Origin of the sequence: Novosphingobium sp. CCH12-A3 (assembly GCF_001556015.1) — a bacterium.
In the GTDB taxonomy this organism is placed as follows: Bacteria; Pseudomonadota; Alphaproteobacteria; order Sphingomonadales; family Sphingomonadaceae; genus Novosphingobium; species Novosphingobium subterraneum.
In genome coordinates this window covers 1-20216 of the sequence record NZ_LSIA01000013.1, presented here as the reverse complement: position 1 = coordinate 20216, position 20216 = coordinate 1, and the positions used below count along the sequence as shown (strand labels likewise).

Below are 20216 nucleotides of genomic sequence, written 5' to 3'. Positions count from 1 at the left end.
TGTGGCGGCACCGTTCGGTTCAGGCGGCCTTCGCCGCAGCCTTTTCAGGCACGATCCGCGCAGGAACGTCGCGAACCGATGCCAGTGCCGCTGCCTGGTCTTCGCTGGGTGCTACGCGCGCCGGCAGGGTTCCCTGCGATCCCTCGTTGCCCGCCTCGTGGTACTCGGCATCCTCGTTCACGCACCAAGTATCATAGATCCGCGCGCCCGCCGCAATATTTTCCACGGTCAGCATCGCGGTCATCATCGCGTGGTCCTGGTTGTTGTAGCGGTGCATGCCATTGCGGCCCACCATGTGCAGTGTGGGATGGGCAGCTTCCAGTTCGGTGCGCATGGCGGCCACGTTGGCGGCATATTCGTCGTCATAGACCGGATAGGCCTTCTCCTGACGCACGACCACGCCGCCGATCACCTTTTCCGGGCTGACAAGTCCAAGGATCGCCATTTCCTGCTTGGCCAGTTCGATGAGTTCCTCGTCCGAGGAGCCCCACAGCGCGTCACCCTCGAAACAGAAGTATTCCAGTCCGACGCAGGCCACGCTCTCGTCCGGCACCATTTCCGGCGACCACGAACGGAAGTTCTGGATGCGGCCGACCTTCACCTTGCTGTCGTGGATGTAGATCCAGTTGTCGGGGAACAGCTCTTCGGAACGGATCTTGAGCGCCACCGTCAGGAAGTCGCGATACTTGAGGCGACTGGCCTGGAGGGTCGTGGCGGGCAGCGGATGCAGGCGCGCGGCCAGCTCGCGCATCGGCGCCGAGCTGATGGCGTGGGCCGCCTCGATCACCACATCGCCATCTGGCCCCGTCGCAGACAGGCGCCATCCGCCCGCGCCATCGGCAGCAAGCTGCTTGAAGGCATGGCCCATCAGCACTTCACCCTTGCCACTGCCCACGATCCTGTCACGCGCGGCATCCCACATCATGCCGGGGCCCAGGCGCGGATAGCGGAAGGTTTCGAGCAGGGTCTTGGTCTGCATCCCGTCGTTCGGGCGCCTGTTCAGGCCGAGACTGCGCTTCAGCCCGTCGACAACCGCGCCCCACAGCGACAGTCCCTTGATCCGCTGGGCAGCCCAGTCTGCGCTCATCTCGTCGCAGGGCATGCCCCAGACCTTCTCGGTGTAGGTCTTGAAGAAGATCGAATAGAGCTTCTGCCCGAACTGATTCACGGTCCAGTCCTCGAAGCTCTTTACATTGCGGTTCGGAAAGGCCTTGGCTTTTGCAAAGCTCGCCATGCACAGCGTCGATCGCACCAGGCCAAGGTTCCACAGCGCCTCGAACGCGCGCAACGGGTACGAGTAGAACTTGCCCTCATAATAGATCCGGCTCATCCGTGGGCGCTGAATGAAATCGTCGGGCAGTATCTCGTTCCACAGATCGACGACCTGCTGGCTCTTGGAGAAGAAGCGGTGCCCGCCGATGTCGAAACGGTAGCCTTCATGCTCGACCGTCCGGCTTATGCCGCCGACATAGGTCTGGTCCTTTTCGATGATGGCGACGCTGAAACCCCGCTTGGTGAGGAGGTAGCCCGCCGTCAGTCCGGCCGGCCCCGCGCCGATGATCGCGACATCCACCTTGCGGCTGCCAGAACCGTTTGCGTGGCCATCGGCCGCTATCGTCCCGTTAACCATCAAAACCCCCGTCTCAGCGCTCTTCGCGTGGGTCAGACGTGAAGGAAAATGGATAAGGGATGGTTAATGACGGCAGGGCATCCGGCAAAGATTTGCCGCTCCCGGCCAACGCTATCAGACGTTCCGCAGCCGTCCGCCCGGGCTGGGCATCGCTTGATCGCTGCCCTGCAAGGGCGCCGCGATCCGCGCGAGTTCATCCATCTTGAAGGTCTGTTCGAAGAGCAGACCGTAACGCGGGTGGCTGCGCCAGCGCACTTTGGCATAGATCGGGGGCAGGACTTCGGTTTCCAGCCGGACGAGCTCGTTCATGAGGAGCCACTTGTCGCACTCGATGCACGCACCCTGCTGCGAAATGTCCTGGAACGCGACATGGACCGCATCTCCGCCGGAATGCAGGATTGCATCGAGCTGGATGCGCAGGCGGACGTGGCGCTTGGGGAAAGCTCCATGGCTTTCGTCAAGCAGACGCTCGATCTCGATGTCGTTCAGGAAACGGAAGCCCGCGTATTCGCCTTCACTCCAGATCTGCTCGATCGGATAGCGATCGCCGTTGCTCATTTCGATGGCCAGCGATCCGCATGGGGGCAGCGGATTGAACAAGCGGATCTTGAGACCGCTCGTCGAAGCATCGCGGATGACACAGAGGAATTCGCGTTCGCCATCCAGGATCAATTTGGCGGCACGGATCAGCAGGGTGAAACGCGGCGCGGCGCGTTGTTCCGCTCCGGCTTCCGCGTCCTTAGGCACTTGATCGTCGTCTGCCTGGGCCAAGCCCGATCCCCCGTGCACGTGAAGCCGCGCCGGAGCGCACGCATGCCCCGGCAAGAATCAGTATTAGCACGTAATTCCTACCGCGGAGTTACCAAGCAAATTACGGAATGATTTGGATTTTTACAGACATGTAAACAAACGCTATAAATGTGTAGCCAAACTCGTCATCAAGTCCGGGCAAACAATTACAAAGCAAAGGATCATGGTGCGGACGGCGGGACTCGAACCCGCACGATCAAGGATCAAGGGATTTTAAGTCCCCGGCGTCTACCATTCCGCCACGTCCGCAACTGTTGGCAGGTCAGGTTAAGGCCCTGAATGCTGCAACTCGTGCAAGTCGCGCCTGCCACAGCACAAAGGGCGCGGCAACGCCTGTTGCCGCGCCCTTGCTGAATTTCCGGTCGAAAGCTCAGTCGGCGTTGAGCCGTTGCCGCATTTCCTTGCCAGCCTTGAAATAGGGCACGCGCTTGCCGGGTACTTCGACGGTCTCGCCGGTTCGCGGGTTGCGGCCCTTCCGGGCATCGCGTTCGCGCGTGGAGAACGCGCCGAAACCACGAAGTTCGACACGCCCACCATCGGCCAGTCGCTTGGCAATCTCATCGAAGAAAACGTCGACAACCCGTTCGATTTCTTCGCTGCGCATGCCAGGACTTTCCTTGGCGAGAGCCTGCAGCAGCTCCGATCTTATCATTCTTTCCCTCCGCCGAGCGACCATGCGGCCACCCCCCGATTTTCTACGATCCCTGTGCCCAAACCCCCGTATGAGCACATTCTAACATCCTGCCACGCCCAACCGGTCATGACAATCGTTTCATATTACTCAAAGTGGCCAAAAATGGACCGTTTCAGGCGATTTCCGCTACGTCGGCCAGGCTGAGGCCGAGCAGGCGCATCCGCGCCGCGACTGCGGGCCATTCATCTTGCAGGAAAGATTCGCGCTCCCGCTGGCGCAAGGCTTCAACGGCACCGGGTGCTACGAACATCCCAACGCCGCGCTGGACAATTACCAAGCCTTCATCCTGAAACTGCTGATAGGCCTTGGCCACGGTCAGGGGATTGGCGCCCTGTTCGGCCGCATAGGCCCGTACCGACGGCAGCATGGCGCCCTCCGCATAGCGACCGTCAAGGATCGCCGCACAGATTTCGTCGCGAAGGCGGAGGTAGACCGGGCGGCTTGCCTGGCTGGTGTTCATGCCCATGGTGCCATAGTGCCATAATACAGCGCAGCACACAACGGCTCGTTGTGGCAGCTCTCCGGGCACGCTCCTGCCGCCTTGCGACATTGGTTGCGATTGAAAATAGTTTCTTGCCATCGCGACACGTGGCACTAAGGCGGAAATTGGCCGTGCGGGACAGGCGCGGCAGTGTAAAATGCTCACACAGCAACGACGGGATCGCTCGCCGGCATGGCCCAAGAAGACACGAACTTCGCACGAACCACGACAACTGGCGAGTGGTTCGGCCATCCACCGCAATTGAAGCGCCTGTTCACGACCGAAATGTGGGAACGCTTCGGCTATTACGGCATGAGAGCGATCCTCACGCTCTATCTCGCCAAGCATTTCCTCTTCAACGATACCACCAGCACCGGAATCTACGGTGGCTTCACCGCACTCGTCTATCTGACCCCGCTGATCGGCGGACTGATTGCCGATCGTTACTTGGGCTCCAAACGCTCGGTGAAGTTCGGCGCGATCCTGATGGCGGTCGGCTATTTCATGCTCTGTTTCGGGGGCGAGGCGGCCAAGCCCTATGCCACGATCGAAGGCCAGCGGTATGACGTGACCGTCACCGAGACCGCCGGCAGCGAAGTGCGTTCGGTCGAAATGGGCGGCCAACGCCTCGAGATCGTCGGAAACGACGACAAGTCGGTATCGCTCAAGACGGCTGACGGGGTCGAGGCAAAGCGCATTGCGCCGGGCGGGTTCCAGTCGGACGGCGAACGCTCGCAGCTGCACATCGCGATCCTGCTTGTCGGCCTCTCGCTGGTCACGGTCGGCAACGGCTTCTTCAAGCCCAACATTTCCACAATCGTCGGCTCGCTCTATGCCGATGGTGACCGCCGCCGCGATGCCGGATTCACGATCTTTTACATGGGCATCAACCTGGGCTCGCTGATTTCGCAGTTCTTCTGCCCGATTCTCGCCGAATCCGTGGGCTGGTGGGCAGGATTTGGCCTCGCTGCCATCGGCATGACGTTGTCGTGGGTCCTGTTCCAGTTCGATGGCGGCAGGCTCGATGGCTATGGCGAGCGTCCCGCCGGGGCCGACCCGCGCAAGGACTGGCTCATCTACGGTGCTGCGCTGGTCTGCGTGCCGCTGTTCTTCTTCCTGTTCACCAACCTCATGGCCTATGTCGCGCCAGAGGCGGGCGAGGGGCTGCTCGGCTACCTCCTTGGCCTGCCGATCATGGGCAAGCTGATGTTCGGCACCTTTCTTCTTGCCATTCCCGGCATCCTGATCTGGGCGCTGGCATCGGGCAGCCGCGTCGAATTCCAGATGATGGTCGCGGCCATGGTGCTGATCGTGTTCAACACCGTGTTCTGGACCCTGTTTGAACAGGCCGGGTCCTCGCTCACCCTGTTTGCCGAGCGCAACACCGTGCTCGAAGTGGGCTGGACTCGCGGTCTTTTCGCATTGTTCAACGCCTATCCGTTCACCTACTACCTGTTTTTCGCTCTCCTGCTTGGCGGGCTGGGCTGGCTGCTGACCTGGTTCTTCGGCAATGGCGAACCGGCAGCAACCAGGCGGAAGATGGGTGCTGGCTTCGCCCTGGTGATGACGGCCGGCTTCATCGGCATGGTCTATGCCCGGGCCAGGGGCTTTGCCACCGATGAGGTCTACGTCATGCCCGCAGGCCAGACGCAGATCTTCAATGCCTTGTTCATCGTCGCGCTGGCCCCGGTGTTCGGCGCGATGTGGAATGCGATGGCCCGGCGCGGCGTCGAACCTTCGATCCCGGTCAAGTTCGCCTTGGCGCTGATGGGTGTAGGCGCGGGCTTCCTGCTGCTGGTGTGGGGCGCGCAATTTGCCGATGCGCAGTTCAAGGTCGGACTGGTCTGGCTTGCCGGGCTCTACTTGATCCACTCGATGGCAGAGCTGTGCATTTCGCCTGTCGGCCTCTCGATGATCACCAAGCTCTCCATGGCCCGCATCGTCGGCATGATGATGGGCGTGTGGTTCCTGTCTATCGCGGTGGCGCAGTACGTTGCGGGCATGGTCGCCCAGGTTGCCAGCGTCGAGACGGTCGGCGGCCAGGTCACCAATCTCAAGGTCAGCCTCGATACCTATGTGGGTGTATTCACGACGATCGGCTGGATATCGATCGGCATCGGCGCCGTGCTTCTCGTCGTCGCGGTGCCGCTCAGGAAGCTGATGCACGGGGTGGCTTGATATTCTCCCTTATGGCGGGAACCGTTCGAACGTGAGAATATTGCTGCAGGGTTTTGCTTTGGCCAACTTGAGAGTATCATCAGGATGACGCGGGCGTTGGTCGAAAACGGCAACGGGGGCCGCGGATTGGGGGACAGTTCATGGATCATGCGTTGATCCAACTGATTGTGGCGACAACTGCTTTCGTTTTTTCGCATTTCGTGATGTCCGGGCCAGCCCGAGAGCCTCTTGTCTCGATCATGGGCAAGCAGGGCTTCCTGCTGTTCTATTCGGTCATCTCGTTCGCCACCCTGGCATGGGCAAGCGTGACGTTTGTCCACGCTGCATCGGCGCCACTCCTGTGGGATGGTACGGGAGATGTTCCCTGGGTCCTGTCGAGCCTTCTGACCATTGCGGCGCTCACGCTGCTGATCCCCTCGTTCGCAGGCAATCCGGCACTTCCCGGCAAGAAGCTCGCGGGGCTTAGCGCGGTACTTCCTGCCGGTGTATTCAGGGTTACCCGCCACCCGATGATGTGGAGCATCGCGCTTTGGGCGTTCGCTCACATCCTTGTGGCGCCAAGCCCGCGTGTGCTCGTGCTGATGACCGGATTGATCATCCTCTCGCTTGTCGGGTCGCACTTTCAGGACAAGCGCAAACTCGCTGAAAATCGCCGCGACGTCGGCGCCTGGCAGCGCCGGACAAGCTTCTTGCCGCGTATCGCCGAATTGCCCGCGCTCGGTACGATCTGGCTCTACGCCGCAATCCTCTGGTTCCTGGTCACCTGGCTTCACTTCCACCTGACCGGCATCCCCGCCGGACTGTGGAAGTGGCTCGCCTGACCCGACCAACCACTTGGTCGTTCAGAAGCGAAGACTCTCGTTCAGGCCCGCGCTTCGCTTACCCCGGCAGAGTTGTGCCGCAGCGCCTTGAGCACTGTGTCGACAATCTGGGGCGCGTTGAGGCCTGCCGCGTCATACTGCTTGTCCGGCGCATCGTGGTCCTGGAATACGTCGGGCAGGCGCATGGTGCGGATCTTGAGACCGCCATCGGTCAGCCCTTCGTCGCTCGCCATTGTCAGCACATGCGCGCCAAGGCCGCCGATCGAGCCTTCCTCAATCGTCACGACAACCTCGTGCGTGGCCATCAGCTGGCGGATCAGATCGGTGTCGAGCGGCTTGGCAAAGCGCAAGTCTGCCACCGTCGTCGAGAGCCCCTTGGCCTCGAGCTGGTCCGCCGCTTTAAGCGCCTCGGCCAGACGGGTGCCGAGCGAAAGCAGCGCCACCTTCGAGCCCGAGCGCACGATGCGCCCCTTGCCGATCTGCAGCAGCTCCGGCTCGTCCGGCAGCGCCACGCCCGTGCCGTTGCCGCGCGGATAGCGGAACGCGATCGGGCCACTGTCATGGCGGGCGGCGGTATAGGTCATGTGGACCAGTTCCGCCTCGTCCGCGGCCGCCATCACCACCATGTTCGGCAGGGTGGCGAGGTAGGTGATGTCGAACGATCCGGCATGGGTAGCGCCATCGGCGCCGACCAGCCCGGCGCGGTCGATGGCAAAGCGCACCGGCAGGTTCTGGATCGCCACGTCATGCACGACCTGGTCGAAAGCGCGCTGCAGGAAGGTCGAATAGATCGCGCAGAACGGACGCATGCCTTCTGCCGCAAGACCTGCCGCGAAAGTCACGGCGTGCTGCTCGGCAATGCCGACGTCGAAGGTGCGCGTCGGATGCGCCTTGGCAAACTTGTCGACGCCCGTGCCGCTCGGCATGGCCGCCGTGATCGCGCAGATCGTCGGGTCGGTTTCCGCAAGCTTCGCCAGCGTCTCGCCGAACACGTTCTGGTAGGCCGGAGCACCGGGCTTGGCCTTGACCTGCTCACCGGTGACCACGTCGAACTTCTGCACCCCGTGGTACTTGTCCGCCGCCTGTTCGGCCGGAGCATAGCCCTTGCCCTTCTGCGTCACGACATGGACGAGGCACGGCCCTTCGGCCGCATCGCGCACGTTCTCCAGCACCGGGATCAGCTGGTCGATGTTGTGCCCGTCAAGCGGGCCGACATAGTAGAAGCCCAGCTCCTCGAACAGCGTCCCGCCCATGGCCATGCCCCGCGCGAACTCGTCGGTCTTGCGCGCGGCAGTGTGCAGCGGGCGCGGCAGCTTGCGCGAAAGCTTGCGCGCGATCTCGCGCAGGCCCAGGAACTGGCGCGAGGAGACCAGCCGCGCCAGATAGGCCGAAAGCCCGCCCACCGGCGGTGCGATCGACATGTCGTTGTCATTGAGGATGACGACAAGCCTGTTCCCCGCCTCGCCGGCGTTGTTCATCGCCTCGTAGGCCATCCCTGCGCTCATCGCGCCGTCGCCGATCACGGCAATGCCCTTGCCCGGACGGTTGCTCAGCTTGTTGGCAATGGCAAAGCCCAGCGCCGCCGAGATCGAGGTACTCGAGTGTGCAGTGCCGAACGGGTCGTATTCGCTTTCGCTGCGCTTGGTGAAGCCCGAAAGCCCGCCACCCTGCCGCAAGGTGCGGATGCGGTCGCGCCGGCCGGTGATGATCTTGTGCGGATAGGCCTGGTGTCCCACGTCCCACACCAGCTTGTCCTGCGGCGTGTTGAACACATAGTGGATCGCCACGGTCAGTTCGACCACGCCAAGGCCCGATCCGAGGTGTCCGCCGGTGGTGCCCACGGCAGAAATCATCTCGGTCCGCAATTCGTCCGAAAGCTGGCGAAGCTGCGAAGGTGCGAGCTTGCGTAGATCGTCTGGTGTCTTGACCGTGTCGAGCAGCGGCGTTGCCGGTTCTGAATTCATCCCTCCGCCCTTACACCGATGCTTTGGCGCTGTCGAACGGGATCATGTTGCCACGGCCTTCCCGAAGGTCCGTGGCGCGCGGCGCCCCAGCACGAGCGAGGATGCGATCAGCGCCACCGCCGCAATCACGAAGGCATAGCCCGGCGTTGCAAGATCCCCACTTTGCCCGATGTAGCGGGTGAGCAGCACGGGAGTCAGCCCGAAAGTCACCGCCACCACCAGGCCATAGCCGATGCCGACCAGCCCGGCGCGATGCCGCTTGGGCGTGATCTCGACAAACGCGGCATAGGCAACCGCTGCCGAAACCGTCGCCATCAGCAGGAGCAAAGCCGCTGCAAGGGCAAGTTGTCCAAGCGACCCGCCCGCAATGCCCCAACGGAACAGTGGCAGCGAAACCAGCGCCGCCAGCACTGCGGTGACAAAGTTCACCTTCTGCCGCCCGACCCGGTCACCCAGCCAGCCACCGGCCAGCAGCCCGACGATCTGCGTGCCCGCCGCCGCCATCTGCAGCATATAGCCGTTCGTCACCGGAATCTTGAGGAACGTCACTGCATAGACGAACAGGAAATCCCCGGTCGCGCCCGCCAGCAGGAATCCGAATACGCCAAGCAGCGCCGCCGCATAGGCCGCAACATCAAGCTCCGTCACCACATTCGGCCCGGTCTCCGGCAAATGCAGCGTCTCGTCCAGCCGCCGCCGCAGAATGAAAGCCAGCGGCACTATCCCTGCACCGATCGCAAAGGCAATGCGCCAGCCATAGGCATCAAGCTCGGCCGGCGTCAGCCTGCTCGCCAGCACCAACCCGACAAGGCCGCTGCCCAGGACGCCGATGCGCATGGCGACCAGTTGCAGCGCCACCAGCATCCCGCGGCGCTCGGGCGGGGAGCTTTCGGCGAGGAACGCCGTGGTCGGCCCCACATCGCCGCCTGCCGCAAGCCCCTGCAGCAGCCGGAATGCCACCACGAGAATCGGCGCCCAGATGCCGATGCTCGCATAGCTTGGCGTCAGTGCCAGTCCGATTGCGCTGAAGCCCATCAGCGCGAATGTCGCCAGCATCGTGGGGCGCCGTCCCACCTTGTCACCCAGCAGTCCGAACAGGATCGCGCCCAGCGGCCGAGCGCCAAAGCCGGCACCCGCCGTCATCAGCGTCAGCAGCAGCGCACTGCCCGGCGCACCTGCGGGGAACATCACCCGCGAGACGTTCACCGCGAAGAAGCTGAAGCTCAGGAAATCGTAGAATTCCAGCGCATTTCCGGAAATGACGGCGGCGAACTGCTTCCGCGTCGGCAGGTGCCGTGGCTCTCTCACCTGATCGTCCATGTCGCCCTCTCCCCCAATCAGGCAAACCAGCTTTCGCCGATCAATCCTCGCTGGCGCACTCCGCGCAATGGCCGCGAATCTCCACGACCGGTCGCACTTCGGCAAAGCCTGCTGCCTGCGCCGCCAGACGCAGCGCGCCCGTGAGCGCATCGTCATCGCTGTGCACGGCCTTGCCGCACAAGTCGCAGATCAGGAAGATGCAGTCATGCCGGCAGCCCGGATGCGTGTTGGCAACATAGGCATTGGCGCTTTCCACCCTGCGCGCCAGATTGGTGCGCACGAACAGGTCGAGAATGCGATAGACCGAATTGGCCGCCACGCGCTTGCCCCGCCGCGTGCCGACGCTCTCGGCGATGTCATAGGCCGACGCCGGCTTTTCGTGCGCCGCCAGCGCCTCGAACACGTCGGCGCGCATTTCGGTCCACTGCTCTCCTGAGGCTGTCAGCGCTTCACGCGCGGCCTCGATCAGCTTGTCGCCTGCGAAATCGTGATGATGGTGCCCGGACATCGGTCCTAGATAGGCACGACCGCGCGCTCGCGCAAATCAGTTCCGCGTGAAGCCGACCTTGTAAAGATCAGGGAACAGTCGCTTGAGGTTGGCCACCTTCGGCGCGTCCCACCGCTTGATATAGCCGTGGTCGGGATTGTTGGCGGCAAAGTCCTGATGATAGCCTTCCGCCGGGTAGAACGCCTTGTAGGGCTCGATCGTGGTGACGATCGGCTGCTTCCACAGGCCGGACTTCTTCAACTGACCAAGATAGGCCGCAGCAACGCGCGCCTGTTCCTTGTCCATCGGCACCAGCGCATTGCGATACTGCGAGCCGTGGTCCGGCCCCTGGTAATTGAGCTGCGTCGGATCTGCCCCCACGGCAAAGAATACCCGCAAGAGCTGGTCGTAGCGGATCTTCGCGGGGTCATAGGTCACGCGCACCGCCTCCGCGTGGCCGGTCCGTCCTGAGCCGACGACGTCGTAGATCGCCGTGTTCTTCGCGCCGCCGTGATAGCCCGAGACCACGCTGCTGACGCCCTTGAGATGGCTGAAAACCGCTTCGATTCCCCAGAAGCACCCGCCTGCGAAAACGGCGGTCTTCGTGCCCGCCGGCTCGTTTGCCTGCACCGTCGCCGCAGGCGTCGCCACCGCGCCTTCGGCCTGTGCGGGTTGCTGGCACGATGCGGTAAAGATCCCCACCGCCAGTGCTGCGGAGAGGATCGGGCGGCGCATCTTAATGCGAAGCCTGTTCGCTGGCGTGTTCAAGATCCGGCGTCGCCAGTGCGGTGGTTCCGGCCGAAATGCCCATGACAGCGGCACCCATCAGGAACCCGAAGGCAAGCGAACGGAAGAAATCAGGCTTGAACAGGCCCATGGCATTCGGCTTTCACAAATCGTCTTGGCGTCCCGAACGCGATGCCTCGAGTCGCCTGAATCTTTGGTGACGCCCTGCACAGGGTTTCGTTCAGGTGATGTGACAATCTATGAACCGTTCACCAGCTGCGACGAACCGTTAGTCGCGCAACTGCACCCATACCGGAGCGTGGTCGCTGGCCTTCTCGCGGCCACGGTATTCCTTGTCGACGCCTGCTGCCACGAGTCGGTCGGCCAGTTCGGGCGAGAGCAGGGCGTGATCGATGCGGAAGCCATGGTCGCGCTGCCAGGCACCGGCCTGGTAATCCCAGAACGTCCACACCCCGCCCTGCGGATTGAAGGTGTCGATCGCGTCGGTCCAGCCGTCGTTGAGCAGGCGGCGGTAGGCATCGCGTGATTCGGGCTGCATCAGCGCATCGCTGGCCATCGCCTTGACCGAGAAGGTGTCCTTGTCCTCGGGGATCACGTTGTAATCGCCGATCACCACTGCAGGCACGTCCTCCGCCATGATCTCGGCCATGCGCCTGCGCAGGCGCTCCATCCAGCGGAGCTTGTAATCGAACTTCGGGCCTGGCTGCGGGTTGCCGTTGGGCAGGTAGATACACACCACGCGAATGCCGAAGACATCGGCCTCAAGATAGCGTGAATGCTCGTCCTCGGGCTCTCCGGCAAGACCGCGCTGCACTTCCACGGGCGCCTGCCCATCGGCGAGGATCGCCACGCCGTTGAAGCCCTTCTGCCCGTGCCAGATCGCGTGATAGCCAATCTTCTCGAACTCGGCGGCGGGAAAGCCTTCGTCCTGCGTCTTGATTTCCTGAAGGCAGGCAACCGAGGGCCGCGTTTCCGCCAGCCATTCGAGCAGGCGGGGAAGGCGGGCCTTGATCCCGTTGATGTTGAACGATGCGACCTTGATCATATCGCGAAGCTGGCGCCACAGCCGCAACCCGAAGCTGCTTGGGGATTGCTCACCCGGAACGCCGCGCCACCAAGCGATTCCACGTATTCCACGACGCTGCCTTCCAGCAGCCCAAGGCTGACCTCGTCGACCACCAGCCGCACGCCGTCGGTCTCGGCGATCAGGTCACCATCCTCTGGCGCCTCGGCCAGGCCGAACTTGTACTGGAAGCCCGAACAGCCACCGCCTTCGACCGAAAGCCGCAGGATCGCGGGCTTGCCCTGCTTTTGCGCAATGGTGGCAACGCGGGCGGCGGCGCTCGGGGCGAGGGTGACCTGTGTTTCGCTCATGGCGCCAAGATAGGGGCGCAATGCCCAAACCTCAACGCCAGAAACCCAAGGTTAGGACCCCTAGCGGTTCCGCTCGTCCTCGAGCCGGTCCTCGATCGATTCATCGTGGCCGGTCCCGCTGGACAGGAACACCAGCCCCATCAATGCCGCCATCAGCATGATCGTCAGCCAGACGCCCAATGCCGAGGCGATATAGAGGTGGATCGAGACGAAGCCGATCTGGATGTAGAGCACCGTGAGCACCACGCCGACGACGGCCGTGCTGAACAGCGCCATCCAGTTCATGATCTGCCGGTAACGGGCCCAGGCAAATCGTGCGTTTTCAGGATCATCGAGCGGGGAATGTCCAGCCATGGCAAAGTCCTTTGGCGATCGAAGATGGTGCGCGCAACGGCTTTGACAATGGCCACCAAGATGGCATGATCCTTATGGGAGACCAGGCGGCCCGAAAAGACGCCCGAAGGCGCAAGTCGGCCGCATCACGCAGGAGGATGCCATGACGATTGCGCAAGTCATTCAGGGAAGAGGGGAAGTCTGGAGCGTGTCGGCCGACGCGCAGGTCTCCGACGCGATCGACATGCTCGCCCACCACCGCATCGGCGCCCTTCCGGTCAGCGATGGCGAGAGCGGCGTGGCGGGAATCTTTTCCGAACGCGACATGATCCGCTGCCTGCACAAGCATGGCGAGGCGGCGCTGCACATGAAGGTGCGCGACATGATGACGGCGCCCGTCGTCACCGTTTCGCCGCAGACGTCGGTGATGGAGGCGCTGGCCCTGATGACCCAGCGCCGCTTCCGCCATCTGCCTGTCGTGGAAGGAAATCGCATGGTCGCCTTCGTCTCGATCGGAGACCTCGTGAAGCACCGGCTCGACAAGATCGAGGCTGAGGCGGACGCGATGCGGGTCTATATCCAGCAGGCCTGAAGCATTTCCAACTCACGGGGGCAGAACGGCAACTCCCCCCGAACTCACCCCCAACTCCCCCCTGACTCCTGGGCACTTTCGCCCTGCAAACGGGCATCTCGTATTTCACGTGAAACACTCTAGGCTTCCCTGATTGATAGGGAAATCCGACATGCACCTGACCCGCCGTTCGCTCCTCGCCGGAGCCGCCGCCGCGACTGCCTCGCTCTCGATCTCGATCCGCGCGCAAGTCCTCCCGCCCCCAGGCTTCGCCACGCCGACTGGCACCTTCCCGTTCGCACCGGAAGTCTATCGCGAGCGCCGGGCGAAACTGATGGCAACGCTCAAGGATGGCGTGGCAGTGATCCATGGGGCAGAGCGCGAACGGACCAGCGGGCCGGTAAGCCCGCCGTTCTATCAGTCCGGTGATTTTGCGTGGCTGACCGGCATCGTCGACGAACCCGGCGCGGTGCTGGTGCTTGCCCCGGCAGAGCGGACCTACAGGGAATTCCTGTTGCTGCCCTCGCGCGACGTGGAGACCGAGCGCTGGGATGTCGAGCGCCTGCCGCTGGGCTCGCTGATCGAACAACGCACGGGAATTCAGCGGGTCAGGCGCACTTCGGGGCTGGACGGCCTCGTCACGCAGCTCGCCGCGCGGAGCCGGACGCTGCATTTCATGGGGCCGATCACCAGCGCTTCGGCCCCGGTGCCGCCGGCGATGGAACTCTATGGCCGGGTGATGAGCCACGTTCCCGGCTGCACGATGAAGGACCAGAGTGCGCTGCTTCCCACCCTACGCACCGTCAAGGAACCGCGCGAGCTGGAGCTGATGCGCAAGGCATTGGCCGCGACGCAGGCCGGGCATCTCGCCGCGATGAAGGCGGTGCGCCCCGGCAAAATGACCGAGCGCCAGCTGACCGCAGTGCTGGAAGACGGCTTCCGTCAGGGCGGAGGCGAAGGGCTTTCCTACGATTCGATCGTGGCGACCGGCCGCAATGCCGCTTCGCTGCACTATGCCCATGGCAACGCCCTGATCGGTGCGCAGGACCTGGTGCTGATCGACGCCGCCGCCTCGGTCGGCAGTTACGCCTGCGATATCACGCGCACCTTCCCGGCCTCGGGCAGGTTCACCGCGCAGCAGCGCGCGGACTACGAACTGGTCATGGCGGCGCAGGATGCGGCGGCCAGGCTGCTGAAGCCGGGCGTGATTCACGAGGACATGACCGAAGCGGCCAGCGCGGTGTTCCGCAAGGCCGGGCGGATTGACGAGTTCACGCATGGCCTTGGCCATTTCGTCGGCCTCGATGTCCATGACGCGGGCGACTATGCCAAGCCGATCCCGGCGGGCGCGGTCATCACCATCGAGCCGGGGCTCTACAACCAGCCAGCCAATCAGGGCATCCGCATCGAGGACCTCTACCTCGTCACCCCCACCGGCTGCGAACGCCTGAGCACCGGCATCCCGCGCACCGTGGCCGAGATCGAAGCATTCATGGCGCGGTAGGCCCCGACCGTTCCGGCGCAAAAAAATCGGCACTCCCATTGTCCGATTCCGCTTGCGCCGCCCGCCCCTGTTGCCATGATCTGCGGTCAATAGGGGAGTTCCTGGGATGGGTGGGCTGCTGGCCCCCGAGAATCTGGCGTTTGCCGTGGCGCTGGCCCTGCTGGTGCTGCTGGTCATCGTGCAAGTTACGGGTATATCGGACTTTCTTGGCGACGCGGATGGGCATGATGCGGACCTTGACGCAGGTTCGGCGCTGGCCAGCGTGACGGGCTTGGGCGCGCTGCCGTTCATCGTCTGGCTATCGTTCTTCCTCGCGACCTTCGGGCTCGTCGGCCTGTCGCTGCAGGAACTGGTGGCCTCGTTTTTCGGCGCTCCCTTCGGCCCCGGCGCGGCGACCGCGATGGGTCTTGTGGCGGCCTGGCCGGTCAACACCGTGGTGACCCGGCTGGCTGGCCGCGTCTGGCCGCATGACGAGACAACCGCCGTTCCGGTCGATGCGCTGCTCGGGCGCAAGGGCATCATCCAGATCGGCCGCGCCACCCGTGGCAGCGCGGCGCGGGCGCAGGTGCGCGACGTGCACGGACAGCTCCACCTCGTCATGGTCGAACCGCACGAGGACAGCGCGATGCTCGGCGAGGGCTGCGAGGTGCTGCTCGTCCACCGCGAGGGCGAGACGTTCTACGCCGTGCCGGTCGATGGCCCGCTGCGCCTTGCCGACTGACCTTCCTTCAGGATTTCTTCCTCTTCGGAGACTGACATGAACCAGCTTGTTCCCATCGGCATCTATGCGGGCACCGGCCTTGCGCTCCTGCTGGTGATCGCTTTCACGCTGACCCGGCTCTATCGCCGCGCGACCAAGGAAGTGGGCTTCGTGCGCACCGGCTTCGGCGGTGAGAAGGTGGTGATCAACGGCGGCGCGCTGGTGCTGCCGGTGCTGCACGAAACGATGCCGGTGAACATGAACACCGTGCGCCTTGCCGTGGAGCGCAAGAACACCGATGCGCTGATCACGCTCGACCGGTTGCGGATCGATGTGAAGGCCGAGTTCTACGTGCGCGTCCGCCCCGATGCCGGTGCCATCGCCATGGCCGCGCAGACGCTGGGCATGCGCACGATGCAGCCCGAAGCCTTGAAGGATCTGGTCGAAGGGAAGTTCGTCGACGCGCTGCGCTCGGTCGCGGCGGGCATGACGATGAACCAGTTGCACGAACAGCGCGCCGACTTCGTCCAGAAGGTGCAGCAGGTCTCCTCGAACGACCTCGCCATGAACGGGCTGGAGCTGGAATCGGTCTCGCTGACCGGGCTCGACCAGACCAGCATCGAGCACTTCAACGCAAACAATGCCTTCGACGCCGAGGGCCTGACCAAGCTGACCGAGCAGATCGAACTGCGCAAGAAGGCGCGCAACGACATCGAGCAGGACACGCGGGTGCAGATCGAGATGAAGAACCTCGAGGCCGAGCAGCAGTCCCTGAAGATCAAGCGCGACAACGAATTCGCCCGACTGGAGCAGGAGCGCGAGATCGAGATGCGCCGGGCCGAGCAGGCGGCGGAAGTGGCGCGCGAGCAGTCCTTGCGCAATCAGGAAGCGGAAGCTGCGCGGATCGAGGCGAAGAAGCTGGTCGACAGTCAGCAGATCGAGGCCGATCGCGCGGTGCAGCAGGCGCGGATCGCGCAGCAGCAGGCCATCGAGATCGCCCGGCAGGAGCAGCAGATCGCGATCCAGAACAAGAGCCGCCAGGAAAGCCAGGCCAAGGCCGAAGCCGACGAGGCCCGCGCCAAGGCCGTTGCCGCCGAGGAACAGGTCATCACTTCGCGCGAGACCGAAGTGGCCGAGCGCGGCAAGCGCATCGAGCTGATCGAAGCGGCCAAGGCGGCGGAACGCGATGCCATCCGCGTGAAGGTGGAAGCCGAGGCCGAGAAGGCCGCTGCCGCCAATCGCGCCGAAGCCGCCCGGCTTGAAGCCGAGGGCGAGGCCGAGGCCGAGAAGCTCCGCGCCGACGCTGCCCGGGTACGCTTCGAAGTGGAAGCGGCGGGCCAGCGTGCGATCAACGAGGCAGCGAACCTGCTCTCGTCCGACCAGATCTCGCTGCAGACCAAGCTGGCGCTGCTGAAAGTGCTGCCAGAGCTGGTGCGGGAATCAGCCAAGCCGCTGGAAGCGATCGATTCGATCAAGATCGTGCAGGTCGATGGGCTGACGCGCTCATCCGGTGGGGCAGGCGCCAATGGAGAAGGGGGCAGCGCGCCTTCGGCCAATGGCAACCTTGCCAGCGATGCGCTGACGGCTGCACTCAGCTATCGCGCGCAGGCGCCGATCATCGATGGACTGATGAAGGAGCTGGGGCTCAACGGCGGATCGCTGGAGGGGCTGGTGAAGGCCGCGCCGGTAGTGGCGGCACCGGAGGCTTCATCTACTGTGAATGCAGGTGAAGCGGATCAGGCCTGACCAGCAAACCGTGTTACCCCGGCGCAGGCCGGGGTCCATGACCTCACCGTCGAGCCGGACATCGGCGTTATAGGCCCCGGCCTGCGCCGGGGCGACGGGTGATGTATGTTGGGCGGGTTTCAGCCCAACCGCTTGGCGACCAGGTCCTGCAGGTTGGCTTCGGGCCGTGCGCCGTAGTGGGAGATGATCTCGGCGGCGCAGACGGCACCGAGGGTAAGGCTTTCGGCGAGCGGTTTATTGCGGACGTAGCCGTAGAGGAAGCCGGCGGCGAAGAGGTCTCCGGCGCCGGTGGTGTCGATGACCTTGTCGATCGGCTCGGCCGGGACGTGGGAGTGTTCACCGTCGCTTATCGCATGGGCGCCGTTCTCGCTGCGGGTGACCACGACCGTCGGGACCTTGGCGGCGAGCTGTTCCAGCCCCGCGTGGAAGTCCGCGACGCCGGTGAGGGCGGCAAGTTCGTGTTCGTTTGCGAAGAGGATGTCGATCTGGCCGTCAGCGATCAGGGCGCGGAAATCGTCGCCGTGGCGCGAGATGACGAAGGCGTCTGACAGGGTGAAGGCGACCTTGCGGCCGGCGTTGCGCGCGGCGGCAATGGCGCGGCGCATGGCCTTGCGCGGCTCTTCCGGGTCCCACAGGTAGCCTTCGAGATAGAGCACGCTGGCAGACGCGATCTGGGCATCGTCGAGCGCTTCGGCGGGCAGGAACTGCGAGGCACCTAGGAAGGTGTTCATCGTGCGCTGGCCATCGGGAGAGACGAAGATCAGGCAGCGCGCCGTCGGCGGCTCGTCAGCGCGGGTCGGCGTCTGGAAATCGATGCCGCCGGCGCGGATATCGTGGGCGAAGACTTCGCCGAGCTGGTCATCCGCGACCTGGCCGATGAAGGCGCACTTCGCGCCCAGTGCGGCAAGGCCGGCCAGCGTGTTGGCAGCAGAACCGCCGGAAATTTCGCGCGCCGGGCCCATGGCGTCGTAAAGCTCCTGGGCACGGGCGGTATCGACCAGGGTCATGCCGCCCTTGGCGAGGCCGAGCCGTTCGATGTCCGCATCCTCGCAAGGAGCCATGACATCGACGATGGCGTTGCCGATGGCGATGACGTCGTAAAGCGGTTCGGACATTCAGGCAGGCTCCGTGATTTCGGGAATGGCGATGGCCTAGCCGCTATGCCGCGTTGCAGCAATAGCGGGGGGCAGCAAGCGCGCGAACGCGCCGGTCTGGACGGCCCGCGCGCCAGTCCGCCGAAGGCCACGGTTGACGATGGCCGGGGAGCTCGGCATCCCGCACCGGTGACGTTCCCCAAGTTCCTCTCCGTCTCCGCTCTGGCCCTGCTGCTCGCATCATGCGGCGGAAGCGGTGCGCCGTCTGGCGGCAAGACTCCGGTGGTGCGGTCGGCATCATCGGCGCCGGTGCGGACCACGGTTCCACGGCCGGCTCCGGTCGGCAAGCCAATTGCGCAAGTGCAGATGATCCCCGGCCTCGAAGGCGTGATCGGATCGGACGCGCTGCAGCTTGGCCGCGTCTTCGGCACGCCGCGGCTCGACGTGATCGAGGATGACGCCCGCAAGATGCAGTGGTCGGGCACGGCCTGCATTCTCGACGTCTATCTCTATCCGCCGGCGAATGGCGGCAAGCCGACGGCGACTTATGTCGACGCGCGGCGCGGCGATGGACGCGACGTGGATCGTGCAGCCTGCGTGGCCGCGCTTAGGAAGGCGCCGTAACCGCGCACGACGGTGCAGCCGGGATCGCTGCCCACGGCGCGAATGCGGCGACGCCCTCGTGCGAGACATCGGCCAGAGTGTAGCGATCGAGCACGGCGAGGAAGGCTTCCAGCGCCTCGGCCAGAACGCTGCTGAGCGCGCAGTTGGTCCGCAAGGCGCAGTTGGCGCAATCGGCCAGGCGCATGCCCTTTTCAAGTTTGCGGACCGCTTCGCCGACCGTGATTTCCGCTGCCGGGCGAGCCAGCGTGATGCCGCCGCTGCGGCCACGCTGCGATTGCGCGAGGCCCGCCTGCACAAGTCCTTGCGCGACCTTGGCGACATGGTGGTAGCTGAGGCCCTGTTCGGCGGAGAAAGCCGGCAGGCTGACCGCCGTGCCCTTGCGCGCGAGCACGATCAGCAGGCGCAGGCCGAAGTCGGTGTGCTGGGTAAGTTGCATTCCGTGAGAATCGTTTTTCCGCTTGCCTAAATCAAGCAGATAAAATACCGGTATTATCAATACCTGATTGGAGATCCCGAGATGCGCACCGCTTCCGAACATGCAAAGACCATCGTCAAGGCCACCGCACCGGTGATCGAGAAGCATGGCGTGGATATCACCACTGCAATGTACAAGCGCTTGTTCCAGAACGAAGATGTGAAGGCCATGTTCGATCAGGCCGCGCAGGAAAGCGGCGAGCAGCCGCGCCGTCTGGCCGCGGCGATCCTTGCCTACTCGAAGAACATCGACAAGCTGGAGAACCTCGGGAGCGCGGTCACGCGGATGGTGCAGCGCCATGTCGAAACCGGCGTGAAGGCCGAGCACTATCCCTATGTCGCCGAGGCACTGCTGCCGGCGATTCGCGACGTGCTGGGTGCCGAGGTTGCCACCGATGAGGTGCTGGCAGCTTGGGGTGAGGCCTACTGGATGCTCGCCGACATCCTGATCGCTGCCGAAGCGGAAGCCTACGCCGCGGCGGCCTGAGCCCCGGATTACAGGCTGTTGTTGCAACGAGCCCGCCTGCCGTGGATCCCCTCCGAAGCGGCAGGCGGGCTTTGTTGTGTCAGGACAGTGATCGCAAGGTGCCCACCCCGCTGCGACTAACCTCGCCTTCGGCTCGCCAAGTCTCGCGGCCCTCCCGCTTGCGGGAGGGGTTGGGGG

Annotated in this window: 22 protein-coding genes and 1 tRNA gene; 8 read left to right on the top strand and 15 right to left on the bottom strand. The window is 64.0% G+C overall.

Features of this window, described 5'->3' with window-relative positions; all coding sequences use genetic code 11:
- Positions 1 to 19 precede the first annotated feature (19 nt).
- The 5 genes from AX703_RS00665 to AX703_RS00645 all read right to left on the bottom strand — a co-directional run bounded on the left by AX703_RS00665 (position 20) and on the right by AX703_RS00645 (position 3594).
- Entirely contained in the window at positions 20 to 1630 is a 1611-nt protein-coding gene (locus tag AX703_RS00665; protein ID WP_062341880.1) for an NAD(P)/FAD-dependent oxidoreductase, read from the bottom strand.
- Positions 1631 to 1744: 114 nt separating this feature from the next.
- Positions 1745 to 2419 carry a PilZ domain-containing protein gene (locus tag AX703_RS00660; protein ID WP_231735288.1) on the bottom strand — a complete coding sequence of 225 codons (675 nt, stop codon included), beginning with the start codon at positions 2417 to 2419 and terminating at the stop codon, positions 1745 to 1747.
- 185 nt (positions 2420 to 2604) lie between these two features.
- Positions 2605 to 2689: transfer RNA gene (locus AX703_RS00655), tRNA-Leu, on the bottom strand.
- A 121-nt stretch (positions 2690 to 2810) separates the two neighbouring features.
- Positions 2811 to 3092 (bottom strand): integration host factor subunit beta, encoded by a 282-nt coding sequence (locus tag AX703_RS00650; protein WP_039333122.1) that lies wholly within the window; start codon positions 3090 to 3092, stop codon positions 2811 to 2813.
- A gap of 154 nt (positions 3093 to 3246) precedes the next feature.
- The gene (locus AX703_RS00645; protein ID WP_039333345.1) at positions 3247 to 3594 is read right to left on the bottom strand and encodes a GntR family transcriptional regulator; all 348 of its coding nucleotides are present in this window, start codon (positions 3592 to 3594) and stop codon (positions 3247 to 3249) included.
- A 213-nt stretch (positions 3595 to 3807) separates the two neighbouring features.
- Here AX703_RS00645 and AX703_RS00640 point away from each other — a divergent pair, with 213 nt between their 5' ends.
- Together AX703_RS00640 and AX703_RS00635 are read left to right on the top strand one after the other, a co-directional pair.
- On the top strand, positions 3808 to 5793 hold the full coding sequence (locus AX703_RS00640; protein ID WP_062341877.1) for a peptide MFS transporter: 1986 nt from the start codon (positions 3808 to 3810) through the stop codon (positions 5791 to 5793).
- A 140-nt stretch (positions 5794 to 5933) separates the two neighbouring features.
- Positions 5934 to 6614 carry an NnrU family protein gene (locus AX703_RS00635; protein ID WP_062341875.1) on the top strand — a complete coding sequence of 227 codons (681 nt, stop codon included), beginning with the start codon at positions 5934 to 5936 and terminating at the stop codon, positions 6612 to 6614.
- 41 nt (positions 6615 to 6655) lie between these two features.
- On the opposite strand, the gene dxs is transcribed toward AX703_RS00635, so the two are convergent.
- The 8 genes from dxs to AX703_RS00600 form a co-directional block, all read right to left on the bottom strand.
- Positions 6656 to 8578 (bottom strand): 1-deoxy-D-xylulose-5-phosphate synthase, encoded by a 1923-nt coding sequence (gene dxs / locus AX703_RS00630; protein ID WP_062341873.1) that lies wholly within the window; start codon positions 8576 to 8578, stop codon positions 6656 to 6658.
- A 42-nt stretch (positions 8579 to 8620) separates the two neighbouring features.
- Entirely contained in the window at positions 8621 to 9898 is a 1278-nt protein-coding gene (locus tag AX703_RS00625) for an MFS transporter (protein WP_062341871.1), read from the bottom strand.
- A 40-nt stretch (positions 9899 to 9938) separates the two neighbouring features.
- Complete coding sequence (locus tag AX703_RS00620; protein WP_039333131.1) at positions 9939 to 10406, bottom strand: Fur family transcriptional regulator; 468 nt, start codon at positions 10404 to 10406, stop codon at positions 9939 to 9941.
- A 36-nt stretch (positions 10407 to 10442) separates the two neighbouring features.
- Complete coding sequence (msrA, locus tag AX703_RS00615; protein ID WP_062341869.1) at positions 10443 to 11120, bottom strand: peptide-methionine (S)-S-oxide reductase MsrA; 678 nt, start codon at positions 11118 to 11120, stop codon at positions 10443 to 10445.
- 1 nt (position 11121) lies between these two features.
- Entirely contained in the window at positions 11122 to 11262 is a 141-nt protein-coding gene (locus tag AX703_RS27115; RefSeq protein ID WP_156135735.1) for a hypothetical protein, read from the bottom strand.
- A gap of 138 nt (positions 11263 to 11400) precedes the next feature.
- The gene (xth, locus tag AX703_RS00610; RefSeq protein WP_039333134.1) at positions 11401 to 12177 is read right to left on the bottom strand and encodes an exodeoxyribonuclease III; all 777 of its coding nucleotides are present in this window, start codon (positions 12175 to 12177) and stop codon (positions 11401 to 11403) included.
- Positions 12174 to 12506, bottom strand: coding sequence for an iron-sulfur cluster assembly accessory protein (locus AX703_RS00605; RefSeq protein WP_039333137.1), 333 nt, complete (start codon positions 12504 to 12506; stop codon positions 12174 to 12176). The genes xth and AX703_RS00605 overlap by 4 nt, the downstream gene beginning before the upstream one ends.
- 60 nt (positions 12507 to 12566) lie before the next feature.
- A complete protein-coding gene (locus AX703_RS00600) occupies positions 12567 to 12860 on the bottom strand; it encodes a hypothetical protein (protein ID WP_039333139.1) in 294 nt (97 codons plus the stop codon).
- Between the two features lie 142 nt (positions 12861 to 13002).
- Between AX703_RS00600 and AX703_RS00595 the strand changes: the two genes are divergently transcribed.
- The 4 genes from AX703_RS00595 (at position 13003) to AX703_RS00580 (ending at position 17360) form a co-directional block, all read left to right on the top strand.
- Entirely contained in the window at positions 13003 to 13431 is a 429-nt protein-coding gene (locus tag AX703_RS00595) for a CBS domain-containing protein (RefSeq protein ID WP_039333141.1), read from the top strand.
- A gap of 151 nt (positions 13432 to 13582) precedes the next feature.
- On the top strand, positions 13583 to 14914 hold the full coding sequence (locus AX703_RS00590; RefSeq protein ID WP_062341867.1) for an aminopeptidase P family protein: 1332 nt from the start codon (positions 13583 to 13585) through the stop codon (positions 14912 to 14914).
- Positions 14915 to 15020: 106 nt separating this feature from the next.
- The gene (locus tag AX703_RS00585; RefSeq protein ID WP_062341865.1) at positions 15021 to 15635 is read left to right on the top strand and encodes an OB-fold-containig protein; all 615 of its coding nucleotides are present in this window, start codon (positions 15021 to 15023) and stop codon (positions 15633 to 15635) included.
- A 36-nt stretch (positions 15636 to 15671) separates the two neighbouring features.
- Complete coding sequence (locus AX703_RS00580; protein ID WP_062341863.1) at positions 15672 to 17360, top strand: flotillin family protein; 1689 nt, start codon at positions 15672 to 15674, stop codon at positions 17358 to 17360.
- A gap of 119 nt (positions 17361 to 17479) precedes the next feature.
- Here AX703_RS00580 and AX703_RS00575 read toward each other — a convergent pair whose 3' ends face one another.
- A complete protein-coding gene (locus tag AX703_RS00575) occupies positions 17480 to 18475 on the bottom strand; it encodes an adenosine kinase (RefSeq protein ID WP_062341862.1) in 996 nt (331 codons plus the stop codon).
- 168 nt (positions 18476 to 18643) lie between these two features.
- Between AX703_RS00575 and AX703_RS00570 the strand changes: the two genes are divergently transcribed.
- Positions 18644 to 19078, top strand: a complete 435-nt coding sequence (locus AX703_RS00570; RefSeq protein ID WP_039333349.1) for a hypothetical protein — start codon at positions 18644 to 18646, stop codon at positions 19076 to 19078.
- On the opposite strand, the gene AX703_RS00565 is transcribed toward AX703_RS00570, so the two are convergent.
- Positions 19062 to 19514, bottom strand: a complete 453-nt coding sequence (locus AX703_RS00565) for an Rrf2 family transcriptional regulator (protein WP_062341861.1) — start codon at positions 19512 to 19514, stop codon at positions 19062 to 19064. The genes AX703_RS00570 and AX703_RS00565 overlap by 17 nt on opposite strands.
- Positions 19515 to 19595: 81 nt before the next feature.
- On the opposite strand from AX703_RS00565, the gene AX703_RS00560 reads away from it, so the two are divergent.
- Positions 19596 to 20039, top strand: coding sequence for a globin domain-containing protein (locus tag AX703_RS00560; protein ID WP_039333152.1), 444 nt, complete (start codon positions 19596 to 19598; stop codon positions 20037 to 20039).
- Positions 20040 to 20216 lie beyond the last annotated feature (177 nt).